Origin of the sequence: Pseudodesulfovibrio sp. lm2024 (genome assembly GCF_051175575.1) — a bacterium.
GTDB classification, from domain to species: domain Bacteria; phylum Desulfobacterota; class Desulfovibrionia; order Desulfovibrionales; family Desulfovibrionaceae; genus Pseudodesulfovibrio; species Pseudodesulfovibrio caledoniensis.
Genome location: NZ_CP195092.1, coordinates 1843563 through 1858120 on the forward strand (window position 1 = coordinate 1843563; position 14558 = coordinate 1858120).

A 14558-nucleotide genomic window follows, 5' to 3' on the forward strand; every position below is an offset into this window, starting at 1 on the left:
GAGGCCGGAGCTCACGCCATAGGGCGGAGCAAGGTGACGATAAAAGGGATGAAAGGGCGTGGTAAAGGGTAGTTGAAAGGCCGGGAAGGGAATGCTCTCTATGGTCCGAGGCAGGGGTTGGGATGGATAAAGAGAAACGGCCCGCGCCGTCCATTTCGGACGGCGCGGGCCGTTTTGATTTTGCTGGAAGCCGAGGCTAGTCGATGCGGAAGTGGCACCCCTTGGTCTCTTTGTTGCGCAGGGCGGCCACGGTGATGATGTAGGCCGTCTGGGAGCCGTGGAAGAGATCGATGATGGACTTGCTCAGCGCGGTCTCGCGGTAGAAGTCCTGGAGGTTCTTGGTCAGCTTGCGCAGGTCCACGAAGGCGCGGTTAAGGCGGTTGCCCGATCGGGACACGCCCACGTAGTTCCACATGGTGTTGCGGATGTTGGCCCAGTCCTGGGAGATGAGCGCCGGGTCCTCGTCGCGGATGCCGTGGGGCACCCAGTCCGGGATGGAGTCCAGGAGCTTGCGGGAAAGGCCGGACGTCCGGTTCAGGCGCATGGCCATGTCGTGGCCCGCCGAATGACCCCAGAGCATGCCTTCGAGCAGCGAGGTGCTGGCCAGGCGGTTGGCGCCGTGCACGCCCGTACAGCTGCATTCCCCGGCCGCGTAGAGCTGTTCCAGGGTGGTCCGGCCCCGGTTGTCCACCAGGATGCCGCCGCAGAAATAGTGCGCGGCCGGAACCACGGGGATCGGGTCGCTGGCCATGTTCAGGCCCATCTTGCGGCAGCGGTCGGAGATGGTCGGGAACCGTTTGTCCACGTCCTGCTTGATGCCGGAGCAATCCAGGAACACGGAGTCGTCGCCCGAAGTCAGCATCTCGTCCATGATGGCCCGGGTGACGATGTCGCGGGGCGCGAGGTCGGCGCGCGGGTCATGGCGGGGCATGAAGCGCTCGCCGCGCGAGTTGACCAGGACGGCGCCCTCGCCGCGCACGGCCTCGGAAACCAGGAAACGGCGTTCGCCGCGCTTGTTGCCGCCGAACAGGGCCGTGGGGTGGAACTGCACGTATTCGCAGTTCATCAGTCGGGTGCCCGCGCGGTGGGCCATGGCCAGGCCCGAGCCGATGGAGCCTCGGGTGTTGGTGGTATGCAGGTAGATCTGGCCGATGCCGCCGGTGGCCAGCATGGTGAACTTGGACAAAATGGTCTCGACCTTGCCCACCTGGTCGTTGAAGACGTAGGCCCCCACGCACTGGTTGGACAGGTTGTACTTGAAGTCCAGGTGCCGGGCGTGGTGCTGGGTGGTCAGCAGGTCGATGGCTGTGCGCTGGGTCAGCACGCGGATGTTCGGGTGCTTGTCCACGGCCTCGGCCAGCACCTCCATGATGTTCCGGCCGGTGTGGTCGTCGCAGTAGAGGATGCGGGCCATGGAATGGCCGCCTTCGCGGGTCAGGTACCAGTCGCCGGGTTTGCGCTGGTTGAAGGGAATCTTGTACTTTTCAAGGAAAAGTTCCTTCAGTACTTCCGGTCCCTTGCGGGCGATATGACGGACGGCGCGGGAGTAGTTGTGCTTCCAGCCCGCGGTCATGATGTCCTTTTCCAGGATCTTGGGGTCGTCCTGCTCGTTGCGGTAGACGATGCCCCCCTGGGCAAGGGATGTGTTGCCGGCTTTGAGGTCGGCCCCGGCGGTTATGAGGATGACGTCGCGCCCCTGGTCGGCCAGGGTGAGGGCGGCTACGGAACCGGCGATGCCGGAACCAATGATTAACGCATCGGATTGCAGGCGAAAGTGATTCATGGCCATTGGTGTAGCACCATGTCCGGCTAGGAGCAAACGGCGAGCATGCGTTCCAGGGCCAGCTTGGCGGGTTCCTTCACGGCGTTGCTCACCGTGACGGGCGCGGCGGAGTCGAGGGTTTCAAGGGTGCGGGCGAGGTTCTCCAGGGTGGTCTTGCCCATGTCCTCGCACATGACGCCGAGCAGGGGCTTGATGGTCTTGCAGCCCGCGTACTGGGCGGCCAGGCGGTTGACCAGGTTTTCCTCGGTGCCGATGTACACGGTGGACCCGGCAGGGGCCTCTTCCGCGTATTTGATCAGGAAGGTGGTGGAACCGTTACCGTCGGCCTCGCGCACGATGGCCGGGTCGCACTCGGGATGGACCACGATCTTGGCATCGGGCTCGGTCTCACGGATGCGGCGCACGGCGTCCAGGGTGAATTCCGCGTGGATGGGGCAGTAGCCGGGCCAGAGGATGAGCTTCTTGCCCTCGGCCTCGTCCGGGTTGACGGCCAGGGCCGGGTCGCCGTGGATGACGTCGCGGGGCAGCAGCAGGCGTTCGTCGTCGGGGATACCGAGCACGTCGGCGGTGTTGTTGCCCAGGTGCTGGTCGGGCAGGAACAGAACGGCGTCGCCCTGGGTCAGCGCCCAGTCGAGCATGACCTTGGCGTTGGCCGAGGTGCACACCGAGCCGCCGTGTTCGCCGACCACGCCTTTGACCGCGGCCGAGGAGTTGACGTAGGTCAGGGGCACGATCCTGCGCCCGCCTTCCTCCAGGATGGCCAGGGTCTTGCGCACGCGGCCCGCTTCGGCCATGTCGGCCATGGGGCAGGTGGCGGTGGTGTCCGGGATGTGGATCTTCTGGCCGGGCCGGCTCAGGATGGCGGCGGACTCGGCCATGAAGTAGACCCCGCAGAAGACCACGTGTTCGGCCTCAAGGCCGTTGATCTTGCGGGCCAGCTCCAGGGAGTCGCCGCGGATGTCCGTGCAGTCGATGACCGCGTCGGACTGGTAGTGATGGCCGAGAACGGCCAGGGAGTCGCCCCGTTCGTCCTTTATCCGAAAGATGGTTTCCTTGGCGTTTTCCACAGTGTTCCTCTTTATCGCAACGGCACGAATTGCATGCTGAAATCGGAGCTGGGCGCGGAGTGGGTCAGTTTGCCCACGGAGATGAAGTCCGGCCCGATTTCGGCGATGCCGCGGATGGTGTCCAGGGAGACGTTGCCGCTGATTTCCGTCTCGATGGCGTCGGGGATCATGGACAGGGCGGTCTTGGCCGTCTCGGCGTCCATATTGTCGAGCATGATCCTTTTTATGTCGCACTTGCAAGCCTCTTCGACCTCTTCAAGCGTCCTGCACTCCACCTCGATGGGCGGGCAGGGCGAGTGTACGGTCTGAAGCTGGCGCACGGCCTCGGTGATGGACCCGGCCCGGTCGATGTGGTTGTCCTTGAGCATGAGCATCTCGGACAGGGTCAGCCGGTGGTTTTTGCCGCCCCCGGCCAGGACCGCGTATTTCTCGGGGAAACGCAGGCCGGGCAGGGTCTTGCGCGTGTCGAGCAGGGTGGTCTTGGTGCCTTCAAGCGCCTTGACGTACTGCGCGGTCATGTTCGCGATGCCGGACAGGTGGCAGAGGAAATTGAGCATGACCCGTTCGGCCTTGAGCAGCTGACTGGCCGGGCCCTGTATGGCCGCGACCATGGTCCCCTCGGACACGGTGTCGCCGTCGTCCACGTTGAGGTGCACCTGGCTCTCCTGGCCGCCGAACTCGAGCACGAGCGGGATGATCGGCAGGCCGGCCACCACGGTTTCCTGTTTGGCCACGATCATGGCCTGGGCCATGTCCGAGTCGGTGAACAGCCCCTGGCTGGTCAGGTCCGAGCCGTCCTCGGCCAGGGCGATGCGGATGGTGGCCAGCAGGAACATTCTGGCCTCTGCCTGGAAAAAGTCGTCGAAAAGGTTGGTGGGCATGGTTTCTTCCATATATTTTCAGGGTGAAGTTCGCAAGTAAGACACGGACGGTTTTTCGTCAAGGGGTGCACGGGTTGATGAAATATTTCACATTAATATCACCTTGTCGAAGTCCGATTTCTTTGACCTGAGGCTCGATTTGAGCTAGGTATCCAGCCCATGAGCGTGAAAGAGGAATACACCCCTCGCATCGACGAGGACATTGACGGCCTGACGCCGGTGGACTTCGAACAGCAGCATCCCGCGGATGCCGCCGAGACGATCGAAGGGCTGGACATTGCCGATCAGGTCAAGTTCATCAAGCAGCTGCCCATCAAGGACGCGGCCGAATCCATCGCGGAGATGGACGACCTCGACCAGAAAGCGCTCATCAGCAGTCTGAACCGTGGCCTGGCCGCCCGCATCGTCGAGGAGATGGCCCCGGACGACGCCACCGACCTCCTGGACGGCCTGAGCGACGACCTGCAGAAGGCGCTGCTCAGCCGTGTGGCGGCCGAGGATCGCGCCGAGCTGAAGACGCTGCTGACCTTCGACCCGGACACCGCGGGCGGCGTCATGAACACCGAGGTGGTCATCCTCGACCAGGATCTGTCGGCCGACGAGGCCGTGGCCAAGATCCGCGAGGAGGTCGAGGACAAGGAGATTCCGTACTACGCCTACCTGGTGGACAAGAAGGATCGGCTGGTGGGCGTGCTCTCCCTGCGCGACCTGCTGCTGGCGCGGCGCGGGGCGCAGCTCAAAGACCTGGTCAAGACCCAGAATCTGATCACCGTGGGCTACAACGTGGACAAGGAAGAGGTGGCCCATCTCATCGCCCACTACAATTTTCTGGCCCTGCCCGTGGTCGACTTCGGCAACCGGCTGCTCGGCGTGGTCACGGTCGACGACGTCATCGACATCATCCACGAAGAGGCGTCCGAGGACATGCAGGCCATGGTCGGCGCGGGCGCGGACGAGACCACGGATTCCCCGTGGCTCTATTCCGTGCGCGTTCGTCTGCCCTGGCTGATCCTGAACGTGATTTTCTCCGCCGTGTCGGCCTGGGTGGTCCATCTTTTCGAAGGCAACATCACCCAGATGGCGGTACTGGCCGTGCTCATGCCGGTCGTCGCCAACCAGGCGGGCAACACCGGGCAGCAGGCCCTGGCGGTCATGATCCGCCAGCTGGCCATGGAGCGTTTCGACCGCAAGCGGGCGTGGCTCGCCGTGCTCCGCGAGCTGCGCGTCGGCTTCCTCAACGGGGTGATCATCTCGAGCCTGGTCTTCTGCGTGGTCTTTGCGGGCACGCACAAGATACTGCTCGCCGTGGTCATGGGCTCGGCCCTCTGGCTGGACATGCTCCTCGGAGCCCTGGCCGGTGCGTCCATCCCCTTGCTACTCAAGGAATTGGGGCGCGACCCGGCCCAGGCGTCGAGCATCTTCCTGACGACCATCACGGACTCCATGGGTTTCCTCATCCTGCTCGGCCTGGCCGGACTGGTTCTGCTCCACTGATCTGAAAAGGTTCGTTCCGGTTCGTCGGCAGACATTATTCCCGGAATAGTGTCCCCATGGAGGCTTGCGTGCATAGGTTCTTCTGGATTCTGGCAATCCCTCTGCTTTTCGTTTGTACGGCCCGGGCTCAGGAAACGCCGCCCCCGTACTCGGTCGGCGTGAGCCGGTTTTCGGTGTCTTACGAGCCCACCGGCAGCGAGATACCCGGAGTGGTCTGGTATCCGACGGACGAGAAGGCCACCGAAACCGAGTGGGGCCCGTTTCGGATGCGGGTGGCCCGGGACTCCAGGATCATTCCGGGCAGACATCCCCTGATAGTCATTTCCCACGGTTCCGGCGGCAGCCACATGGCGCACCGGGATACGGCGATGTTTCTGGCCGCGCGCGGATATGTGGTTGTGGCGCTTCTGCACCCGAGGAACAATTTCATGGATGACGCGGACGGGCGGAGCCGGGCCAATTGGATCAATCGTCCGCGCCATGTTTCCGTCGTGTTGGACTGGCTCCTGAAGCAGTCGGCCTACGCTTCCTTTATCGATTCAAACCGGATCGGCGTCATTGGCCATTCCGCAGGCGGGTATACGGCCTTGGCGTTGGCCGGAGGCATCCCCGATCTCGGGGCCATCGGCCGGTACTGCGCCGAGCACAACGATGTGGCCTTCTGCGGTCCCGGAAGCGGTACCGTATCCAGGCTGAGAGGGGTTTTTGCCTCTGACGGGGAATATGACGCACTAGTTGGAGACTTGCGGGACCCCAGAGTGCGGGCCGTGGTCCTGTTGGCCCCCATGGGGGTGATCTTCAATGGAGCGGATTCGCTTTCAGCGGTCACGATACCGGTGATGCTCTTCAGGGCCGGGAAGGACGATGTCCTTCGGTATCCGTATAATGCGGAGGCCGTCAGGGAAAAACTGCCGTCCCCGCCGCAGTACGTCGTCGTTCCCGACGCGGGACATTTTTCCTTTATCGCCGCGTTCCCCGAGGACCGGAGGGCGGCGGTCGGCCCCCCGGCAAAGGACCCCGAAGGCTTTGATCGGGGCCGCTTTCACGAACGGATGAACGCGGCCATAGCGGTTTTCTTCGCCAATGCCCTGGCTTCGGACGAATAGCGGCGGGGGGCCGAACTGCAAAAAAAGGGTGCCCCGGTTGACCGGGGCACCCTTTTATCGTCTGTAGCAGTAAAGCTAGTCCAGGCCGAGGGAGGCGAGCAGGTCGTCCACGTCGCCCTGGTTGGTCCCTTCGGTCGGGCCCTGGAGCTTGGAGGTGGCCTCGTTGCGGGCCTCCTGGGACAGGGCCTCGAAGTCCTTTTCCGGTTCGACCTCGCGCTGGCGGATCATCAGGCCGGTGGAGAGCATGACCTCGCGGACGATCTTCTCGATCTGGCGGATGGAGTTGATGATCTTCTTGATGCGCTGCCCGGTCAAATCCTGGAAGCTCAGGGAGACCATGATGTTGGACAGATCGGTGCCGAGCGTATTGTTGATGTCCTTGAGGCGTTCGCGGTCTTCCTTGGTCACGCCGCCGGACTCGAATCCCTTGACGATGGTGGACACGGACCCCTGGAGGTCCTGGAGTTTCTCGACGATGTCGATGATCTCCACGGCGGCCTTTTCCGTAGTCTTGAGCACGGCGTCCAGCTGGTCCGAGGTCTCGGAGAAGAGTTCCTCGGGGTCGATGTCGGCGGTGATGCACTTGATCTCGGTCCCGCCCCGGGCGGCCTTGACCTCCTGGTAGATCTTCTTGAGCCCGCCCTGCAAATCCTCGTTGACCCTGCGGTAGAACTCGCCTTCCAGCAGCGCCTTGGACAGGTTCCGGGCGATCTCCTTTTCCACGGCGGCCGCGATGCTCCCCTTGAGGGTGCCTACGAGCTCGTCGGAGACCTTTTCCATCAGTTCCTTTACCAATTCTTCGTTGCTGGTCATGCGTGTTCTCCGGGAGGGGCTACATTTTGGAATTGCGGATCTGTTCCCGCTGTTCCTTGAAGACGAATTGCACGATGGCCTCCATGTCCGAACCGCGCAGATCCACGAATTCGAAGCGGTACAGGCCCGTGTCCGGTTCCTGGTCGAGAATGCGCCCCTTGCTGCCTGCCAGGCGCAGGGGAGTCTGGCTGAGATAGATGATCAGTTCCAGGGCGTCGCCTGGCTCGAATTGTTTTGTGGAGCGGAACTTGACCCCGGCCGCAGAGATCTCCATGACCTCCACGGGCAGGGAAAAGTCCATCTTGAAGTTGTCCTGCCCGAGCATGGAGATGATCTGGTCGAGTTTGCGGTCCATCTCCACCAGAAAGCCGGTCACTTCCTCGGGCAGTTTGCTTTTCTTGACGAAGTCCTCGCGAGTGACCGGCTGGGGCATGGAATCGCCGGTGAAGAGCTGGGGGGAGTCCAGGGACTCCATGGCCCGGGCCTGGGCCTTCAGCCTGACCTGTATCCGTGAAAACGAACGTTTCTCTTCACTCATGGGATTCCCTCGGGGTTTTAGGGCCTGCCGTTTTCATCCAGGTCGAGCGTCATGCACTTGACCGGGCAGACGCGTGTGCACATGCCGCAGGCCGAACACTTGTCCACGTCGAAGACGATCATGAGGGTTTCGGTGTCCAGCCGCAGGGCGTCCGTGGGGCACATGGCCGTGCACACGCCGCAGTGGACGCAGGACTCGTCGTCACGGAAGATCTTGTGCGCCACCGGGGTGATGCGCACGCCGTTCTCCTTGAGATAGCCGATGCCCTTGTGGAACTCGTCCTCGCGGCCGGAGACCTCAAGGGTCATGGTTCCTTCGTGACGCGGCGAGATGTCCGCCTTGAGGATGTTGAAGCTCAGGTCGAACTTGCGCAACAGGTTGCAGACCACGGGCCTACCGGAGACCTCGGGCGGGAAGGAGAGGTAGACGATTTTCCTGAAACCATTCTTGACTTCGTTCATGGGGTTTTCCTGAATGCCTTATGGCACGAGCGGCGCGGCGGCCGCAATTATTTCATTTTGTCCAAGGACCGTTTGGCCTGGGTGGCCTCCACGGACTTGGGGAATTTCTTGATGATCTCCTCGAAGCGCATCTTGGCCAGCTCGGGCTTGCCCAGGTGCTCCCAGGAGTAGCCGGAGCGCAGCAGGGCGGCCTTGTACTTGGAGCTCTTCTGGTACTTTTCAATGACGTCTTCGTAGAGGATGACGGCACGGGCGTAGTCCTTGAGCATGTAGTAGCACTGGCCCTGCCAGAACACGGCGCTGGGCGTGAAGGCGTGGCCCTTGAAGGTGTCGGTGAACTCGGCCCAGTAGGACCGGGCGCGCTCGAAGTTGTTTTCCTTGTACAGGGCATAGGCCTTGTCGTAGAGCGCCTTGGCCGGGTCGGTGTCCGCCTGGGGCGCGGCCTGGTTGGTCGCGGCCGCTCCGGGCTTGCCGACCTCGACCGTGCTGGCCGGGGCGGCCGCGTCTTCCTCGGGCGCATCGGCCGGTGCGGTGGCCGCGGTGGTTGCCGTGGCGGCGGAGCCCGCTGCAGCGGCGGACTTTTTGCCCGTTTCGGGCAAATCCACCTGGAGTTCGTTGACCATGGCGAATTCCACCTCGGCCAGACGCTTGGACAGATCCTCCACGGTCACGGCCGAGTCGGCGGTGCCCACCTGGCGATCCATGCGGATATTCAGGCCGTCCACTTCACCGCGCATCTTGGCGATCTCGGAGCGCAGGGACTGGATTTCGGCCCACATATCGGCGGACTTTTCACGCAGGGGATCATTGGATTTTTCGATTTCGGCCTTGAGCTGCTGTTTGGATTCGGCCAGTTCGGCCTCCAACTGGCGAATGCGGTGGAGATCCTGCTGCCGGTCGGACTGCATGGCTTCCACATCGGTTCGGGTGGCGCAGCCGGGCAGGGCCAGCATGCTGAGGAGTATCAAAAGAATGGCGAAAAGACTGGTATTTTTCATCTTCATTGTAAGCTCCCTCTTTTTCTACCGAGGAAAAGATACGTCAGAGCGCCGAGAATGGGAATAAAAATGCAGATCTGCATCCACAGGCTCTTTTCCGTCGGGGATTCGAAGTTCCGCTTCCAGACATCCAGGATCGACCAGGCGCTGAATCCGAAACAGACGCCTACGGCAATCAGCACGATGGCCCACTGCGTAGGGGTCAGGGCCGAGAAGTCTGCGAACATGTCACGTTCTCCTTAATAGGGTTTAAGCCCTTCGGGTGTCCTTGCGGTTGTTGAGTAGCGTGGACACGATGATACAGCCGGCGCCTACCGTCAAAGCGCTGTCGGCCACGTTGAACGCGGGCCAGTGGTAGCTGCCCGCGTAAAAATCCAGAAAATCGATGACCGAGCCGAGCCAGATGCGGTCGATGGCGTTGCCCACGGCGCCGCCCGCGATCATGCCGAGCCCGGCGATCATCCAGCGGTCCCCGTCCTTGGTCAGCCGAATCATGTAGGCGATGATCACCACGGCGGCCAGGGAGATGAGGATGAACAGCGGACGCTGCCAGTCGATGTTGTCGTCGTCCAGGAAGCCCCAGGCCGCGCCCTTGTTCAGGACGTGCACCAGGTTGAACAGGCCGGGAATGATCTCCCGGCCGGTCCACGGCTGCATGAGGTTGTGCACCGTCAGCTTGGTGATTTGGTCGAGCGCCAGCGTGCCCGCGGCCCAGAGTGCTGCCAGTTTGTACCGGTTCATGGGCGTCCTAGGTCAGGGTCTTCAGTACGGCGGTGCAGCGCGGGCAGGCGTCGGGGTATTCCGGGTCGGTGCCCAGGTCCTCGGCGATGCGCCAGCACCGTTCGCACTTCTCGCCGGGCGCGGCGTCCACGGCCACCTTGAGGTCGGCCAGGTCCTCGCCGACATAGGCGTCCGCCGGGGCGTTCTCCGGCTCGTCCAGGATCAGCTTGGAGATGATGAAGAACTCGCGCGGGTCGATGTCCTTTGTGGAGACCAGCTCGCGGATGTCCGCATCGGCATACAGGGTGACCTGGGCGTCCAGGGACTTGCCGATGACGCGGTCCTTGCGCTTGGGCTCGATGGCCTTGTTGACCTCGGCACGGACCAGGGCCAGCTTCTCCCAGCGGGCGCGCTCTTCCTTGGACAGCTCGGGCCGCTCGGGCGCAAAGCGCAAGGCGAAGACCGTGGTGTCCTGGGGCAGGGCGTTCCTGATCGCTTCGGGCAGGGCCTGGAAGGCCTCCTCGGCGGTGAAGGACAGGACCGGGGCCATGTCCTCCAGGAGCATGAGCAGGATCTGCCAGAGCACGGTCTGGGCGGAGCGGCGCTTGAGGCCGTCTTCCTCCTCCACGTACAGGCGGTCCTTGATGATATCGAGGTAGAAGGCGGACAGGTCGACCACGCAGAGGTTGTGCAGGGTGTGGTAGACCTTGTGGAACTCGAAATTGCGGTACGCCTTGCGGATGGCGTCGTGCTGGCGCACGACCATGTCCAGGGCGTAGCGGTCCAGCGGCTGCATGTCGGCCACGTCCACCTTGTTCGCCGGGTCGAAGTCGTTCAGGTTCGACAACAGGTAGCGGCAGGTGTTGCGGATGCGGCGGTACGCGTCCACCAGACGGTTCAGGGTCTCGTCCGAGATGCGGATGTCTTCCTGGTAGTTGGAGGCCGAGACCCACATGCGCAGGATTTCCGCGCCGAACTTGTCGATGATCTCCTGGGGGGCGAGCACGTTGCCGATGGATTTGGACATTTTGCGCCCTTCGGCGTCGACCACGTAGCCGTGTGTCAGGACGGTCTTGTAGGGCGGCTCTTCGCGGGTGCCCACCGAGGCCAGCAGGGAAGAGTGGAACCAGCCGCGATGCTGGTCCGAGCCTTCCAGGTACAGGTCGGCCGGGAAGCGGGTCTCCTTGCGCTGCTCCACCACGGCGGCGTAGCTGGTGCCGGAGTCGAACCAGACGTCCAGGATGTCGGTCTCGCGTTTCCAGTGGGTGCCGCCGCATTTGGCGCAGGTCAGGCCCTCGGGCACGATCTCCTCGAGCGGGGCTTCGAACCAGTAGTCGCAGCCCGTCTCGTGGTTCGCGTACTTGTCGCAGATGTCATAGACCCACTGGGCGTCGAACCAGGTCTCGTCGCAGTCCTCGCAGATCAGCGCGGAGATGGGCACGCCCCAGTTGCGCTGGCGGGAGATGCACCAGTCGGGCCGGTTCTCGACCATGGAGTAGATGCGCTCCTCGCCCCAGGACGGGACCCACTGCACGTCGTTGCGGATTGCCGACAGGGCGCGCTTGCGCAGGTCGTTCTCGTCCATGCCGATGAACCACTGGGTGGTGGCCCGGAAGATGACCGGCTGCTTGCAGCGCCAGCAGTGCGGGTAGGAGTGGGTGATCTTCTCGGAGGCCATCAGGTTGCCGACCTCGGTCAGCTTTTCGATGACCTTGGGGTTGGCCTCCCAGACGTTCAGTCCTGCGAAATGCTCGACCTCGGGCAGGAACTGGCCCCGGTCGTTCATGGGCGAGTAGATCTCCAGCCCGTAGCGCAGGCCGGTCTCGAAGTCCTCGCGGCCGTGGCCCGGTGCGGTGTGCACGCAGCCCGTGCCGGTGTCGAAGGTCACGTAGTCGGCCAGGACCACCTGGGACTCGCGGTCGTAGATGGGGTGCTTGGCCTTCATGCCTTCGAGGTCCGCCCCACGGAAGGTGGCCAGTGTCTCGTAGGACTCCCAGCCGAACTTGGCGGCGCAGGACTCGAGCAGCCCCTGGGCCAGGACGTAGTAGGCGTCGCCGGCTTTGACCAGGACGTAATCAAAGTCCGGATGCACGGCCACGGCCATGTTGTCCGGGATGGTCCACGGGGTGGTGGTCCAGATGAGGATGTACAGTTTGGAGACGTCGATGTCCGCGATCTTCTTGAAATTCTCGTCGGCCATGGGGAAGCGGACGTAAATGGACGGGGAGGTGTGATCCTCGTATTCCACCTCGGCCTCGGCCAGGGCGGTGCGGCAGTCGCAACACCAGTAGATGGGCTTCTTGCCCCGGACCACGCCGTCGCGCTCCATGAACCGGCCCAGTTCGCGGGCGGTGGCCGCCTCGTACTCTGGCTTCATGGTCATGTACGGGTCGTCCCAGGTGCCGAACACGCCGAGGCGCTTGAACTCGCTGCGCTGGGTATCCAGCCACTTGGCGGCGTAGGAACGGCAGATCTTGCGGATGGTCAGGGTATCCAGTTCCTTGTTCTTCTTCTTCAGCTCCTGCTCGACCTTGTGCTCGATGGGCAGGCCGTGGCAGTCCCAGCCGGGAACGTACTCGGCCTTCTGGCCCTGGATGTTGCGGGACTTGACGACGATGTCCTTGAGGATCTTGTTTAGGGCCGTGCCCATGTGGATGTGGCCGTTGGCGTAGGGAGGACCGTCGTGCAGCACGTATCTGTCGTCGGCGTCTCCGGCCGCGACCATTTCGTCATAGGCCTTGATCTCCTCCCAGAATTTGAGCATTTCAGGCTCACGCTGTTTGAGATTGGCCTTCATGGGAAACGTCGTTTGGGGCAGGAGCAAGGTTTTTTTGTAATCGCTCATGGGTTTCAAGTCCTCCGGGAACCGTATATTTCTTTAGCTTAAAGTGTCCGTTTTTATGAGACGGCGTAGATTGGTATAAGCCGGGCCGGAAGTCAAGCCTTGCACGGACTGGGACGGGACTTGCACAATGTTTACAGGGCTTGCGAAACGTGCTTTTGTTACAGACGGACGACAAGGTCCGGTCATAAAAAAACAAGAATCAGGAGATATGATGGGAGTACATAAACGCGAGCGCGAGGCCGCCGAGGCCGAGGGCAAATACGTCAAAAAGAGTTCGGCCGTCATGCTGGCGGTCATCGGGGTCCTGCTGGGCGTCTTTATCGGCAATGCCGTGACCATGCTCTACGTGGGGCAGCGGGAGCAGCGCATGAACGTCTCCAGCCAGGCCACGCCCACCGAATCCCCGGTGCCGCATTCGGCCGATCCCGAGGCCCTGGCCAGCATGGAGAACGCCGCGGCCGCCGACCCGACCAACGCGGACCTGTGGATTCAGCTCGGCAACTTCTGCTTCGACCACAACCTGCCCGCACGGGCGGTCAACGCCTACGAGCGCGCCCTGGAACTCAAGCCCAACGAGGTCAACGTCTGGTCCGACCTGGGAGTCATGTACCGTCGCACCAAGCAGTTCGACAAGGCGGTGGACGCCTTCGGCCATGCCGCCTCCCTGGACAAGAGCCACATCACGTCGCGGTTCAACATGGGCATCGTCTACCTCCACGACCTGCACGACCCGGCGTCCGCGCTCAAGGTCTGGAAGGACGTCCTGGCCATCAATCCCGAGGCCAAATCGCCCACTGGCCAGCCCGTGGCGGACATGGTTCGGGAACTGGAAAAATAGTTAAAGTCTGACATGAAGAAAAGGGAGGCATGGTTTTCCATGTCTCCCTTTTTATTTGCCTTATTTGTGAGCGATTCCTGAAGGATCAGATGCCCGCTCCGTCCTCGAAGGACTGCTCCAGGGCCCTGGTCTGGACGATCTGCGCCCCGGCCGTGACGTCGCGCACGATCCAGACATTGCCGCCGACGACCGCTGCCCGGCCGATGGTGATCCGGCCCAGAATGGTCGCTCCTGCGTAGATGATCACGTCGTCCTCCACGATGGGGTGTCGGGGCAGCCCTTTGATGAGCATCTCGTCCTCCCCCTTGGGGAAGCTCTTGGCCCCCAGGGTCACGCCCTGGTACACGCGCACATTGTCGCCGATGATGCAGGTCTCGCCGATGACCGTGCCGGTGCCGTGGTCGATGAAGAAGGACTTGCCGATGGTCGCGCCCGGGTGGATGTCGATGCCCGTGTCGGAATGGGCCATCTCGCCGATGATCCGGGGGATGATGTCCACGCCGAGCTTGTACAGCTCGTGGGCGATGCGGTGGTTGGTCAGCGCCCGGATGGACGGATAGCAGAATATGGTCTCCCCGTGGGTCTTGGCCGCGGGGTCGCCGATGTAGGCCGCTTCCACGTCGGTGAGCAGGTATTCCCTGATCTCGGGCAGCTTGGTGATGAATTTCTTGGCTATGGTCTTGGCCCGCTGCTCGCAGTCGCTGCACCGCTCGGTGGTGGTGGCGTCGCAGACGAAACAGTAGCCCCGGTTGATCTGGTCCGCCAGCTTGCGTTCCAGCTGATCCAGGGTGGAGCCTATGTAGTAGGGCATGGTGTCCGGGGTGATCTCGGACGGGCCGAAATAGCCGGGGAACAGGACGCAACGCAGGTCTTCCACGATACCGCGCAGGATATCCACCGAGGGCATGGGCGCCTCGCCGGCCCTGCGGTGCGAGCGCGGGCCCTTGTCTCCGGACTCCACGAGGAGCGCGACCACATCCGCCAATGTGTAGTCTTCACTGGTCATGGAATTTC

The 14558-nt window shown here is 62.7% G+C and carries 14 protein-coding genes; 3 read left to right on the forward strand and 11 right to left on the reverse strand.

From position 1 onward, the window contains the following. Positions 1-196 precede the first annotated feature (196 nt). From nadB to nadC, 3 genes are read right to left on the reverse strand one after another with little or no spacing between them, the layout of a single operon-like run. Positions 197-1783, reverse strand: coding sequence for an L-aspartate oxidase (gene nadB / locus ACR42D_RS08520; RefSeq protein WP_484568454.1), 1587 nt, complete (start codon positions 1781-1783; stop codon positions 197-199). Between the two features lie 26 nt (positions 1784-1809). Further along, complete coding sequence (nadA, locus tag ACR42D_RS08525; protein ID WP_484566389.1) at positions 1810-2850, reverse strand: quinolinate synthase NadA; 1041 nt, start codon at positions 2848-2850, stop codon at positions 1810-1812. A gap of 11 nt (positions 2851-2861) precedes the next feature. Then, positions 2862-3731: a carboxylating nicotinate-nucleotide diphosphorylase gene (gene nadC / locus ACR42D_RS08530; RefSeq protein ID WP_484566390.1), complete on the reverse strand. Its 870-nt coding sequence runs from the start codon at positions 3729-3731 to the stop codon at positions 2862-2864. 159 nt (positions 3732-3890) lie between these two features. Here nadC and mgtE point away from each other — a divergent pair, with 159 nt between their 5' ends. Together mgtE and ACR42D_RS08540 are read left to right on the forward strand one after the other, a co-directional pair. Further along, on the forward strand, positions 3891-5225 hold the full coding sequence (gene mgtE, locus ACR42D_RS08535; protein ID WP_484566391.1) for a magnesium transporter: 1335 nt from the start codon (positions 3891-3893) through the stop codon (positions 5223-5225). Between the two features lie 68 nt (positions 5226-5293). Beyond that, positions 5294-6331, forward strand: a complete 1038-nt coding sequence (locus ACR42D_RS08540; RefSeq protein ID WP_484566392.1) for an alpha/beta hydrolase family protein — start codon at positions 5294-5296, stop codon at positions 6329-6331. A 75-nt stretch (positions 6332-6406) separates the two neighbouring features. On the opposite strand, the gene ACR42D_RS08545 is transcribed toward ACR42D_RS08540, so the two are convergent. Genes ACR42D_RS08545 through ileS form a run of 7 tightly spaced genes read right to left on the reverse strand, consistent with a single transcriptional unit; the run spans position 6407 to position 12706 of the window. Next, the gene (locus ACR42D_RS08545) at positions 6407-7144 is read right to left on the reverse strand and encodes a protein phosphatase CheZ (RefSeq protein ID WP_484566393.1); all 738 of its coding nucleotides are present in this window, start codon (positions 7142-7144) and stop codon (positions 6407-6409) included. 19 nt (positions 7145-7163) lie between these two features. Next, the gene (locus tag ACR42D_RS08550; RefSeq protein WP_484566394.1) at positions 7164-7682 is read right to left on the reverse strand and encodes a PilZ domain-containing protein; all 519 of its coding nucleotides are present in this window, start codon (positions 7680-7682) and stop codon (positions 7164-7166) included. A 17-nt stretch (positions 7683-7699) separates the two neighbouring features. Next, the gene (locus ACR42D_RS08555; RefSeq protein ID WP_484566395.1) at positions 7700-8143 is read right to left on the reverse strand and encodes an NIL domain-containing protein; all 444 of its coding nucleotides are present in this window, start codon (positions 8141-8143) and stop codon (positions 7700-7702) included. A gap of 47 nt (positions 8144-8190) precedes the next feature. Further along, entirely contained in the window at positions 8191-9147 is a 957-nt protein-coding gene (locus ACR42D_RS08560; protein ID WP_484566396.1) for a tetratricopeptide repeat protein, read from the reverse strand. Then, positions 9144-9368 (reverse strand): PLD nuclease N-terminal domain-containing protein, encoded by a 225-nt coding sequence (locus tag ACR42D_RS08565; protein ID WP_484566397.1) that lies wholly within the window; start codon positions 9366-9368, stop codon positions 9144-9146. The genes ACR42D_RS08560 and ACR42D_RS08565 overlap by 4 nt, the downstream gene beginning before the upstream one ends. Positions 9369-9390: 22 nt before the next feature. Then, on the reverse strand, positions 9391-9882 hold the full coding sequence (lspA, locus tag ACR42D_RS08570) for a signal peptidase II (RefSeq protein ID WP_484566398.1): 492 nt from the start codon (positions 9880-9882) through the stop codon (positions 9391-9393). 7 nt (positions 9883-9889) lie between these two features. Then, positions 9890-12706, reverse strand: coding sequence for an isoleucine--tRNA ligase (gene ileS / locus ACR42D_RS08575; protein ID WP_484566399.1), 2817 nt, complete (start codon positions 12704-12706; stop codon positions 9890-9892). 211 nt (positions 12707-12917) lie between these two features. Between ileS and ACR42D_RS08580 the strand changes: the two genes are divergently transcribed. After that, positions 12918-13544, forward strand: coding sequence for a tetratricopeptide repeat protein (locus ACR42D_RS08580; RefSeq protein ID WP_484566400.1), 627 nt, complete (start codon positions 12918-12920; stop codon positions 13542-13544). Positions 13545-13629: 85 nt separating this feature from the next. Here the strand turns inward: ACR42D_RS08580 and epsC are convergent, their stop codons facing one another. After that, positions 13630-14550 carry a serine O-acetyltransferase EpsC gene (gene epsC, locus ACR42D_RS08585; RefSeq protein ID WP_484566401.1) on the reverse strand — a complete coding sequence of 307 codons (921 nt, stop codon included), beginning with the start codon at positions 14548-14550 and terminating at the stop codon, positions 13630-13632. Positions 14551-14558: the final 8 nt, after the last annotated feature.

What these genes read in the sequence shown, in the direction of transcription:
- ileS (WP_484566399.1), bottom strand. Translation starts at nt 12,706, where the DNA reads ATGAGCGATTACAAAAAAACCTTGCTCCTGCCCCAAACGACGTTTCCC.
- ACR42D_RS08545 (WP_484566393.1), bottom strand. Translation starts at nt 7,144, where the DNA reads ATGACCAGCAACGAAGAATTGGTAAAGGAACTGATGGAAAAGGTCTCC.
- lspA (WP_484566398.1), bottom strand. Translation starts at nt 9,882, where the DNA reads ATGAACCGGTACAAACTGGCAGCACTCTGGGCCGCGGGCACGCTGGCG.
- ACR42D_RS08560 (WP_484566396.1), bottom strand. Translation starts at nt 9,147, where the DNA reads ATGAAGATGAAAAATACCAGTCTTTTCGCCATTCTTTTGATACTCCTC.
- ACR42D_RS08555 (WP_484566395.1), bottom strand. Translation starts at nt 8,143, where the DNA reads ATGAACGAAGTCAAGAATGGTTTCAGGAAAATCGTCTACCTCTCCTTC.
- nadC (WP_484566390.1), bottom strand. Translation starts at nt 3,731, where the DNA reads ATGCCCACCAACCTTTTCGACGACTTTTTCCAGGCAGAGGCCAGAATG.
- ACR42D_RS08580 (WP_484566400.1), top strand. Translation starts at nt 12,918, where the DNA reads ATGGGAGTACATAAACGCGAGCGCGAGGCCGCCGAGGCCGAGGGCAAA.
- ACR42D_RS08550 (WP_484566394.1), bottom strand. Translation starts at nt 7,682, where the DNA reads ATGAGTGAAGAGAAACGTTCGTTTTCACGGATACAGGTCAGGCTGAAG.
- nadB (WP_484568454.1), bottom strand. Translation starts at nt 1,783, where the DNA reads ATGAATCACTTTCGCCTGCAATCCGATGCGTTAATCATTGGTTCCGGC.
- mgtE (WP_484566391.1), top strand. Translation starts at nt 3,891, where the DNA reads ATGAGCGTGAAAGAGGAATACACCCCTCGCATCGACGAGGACATTGAC.
- ACR42D_RS08565 (WP_484566397.1), bottom strand. Translation starts at nt 9,368, where the DNA reads ATGTTCGCAGACTTCTCGGCCCTGACCCCTACGCAGTGGGCCATCGTG.
- epsC (WP_484566401.1), bottom strand. Translation starts at nt 14,550, where the DNA reads ATGACCAGTGAAGACTACACATTGGCGGATGTGGTCGCGCTCCTCGTG.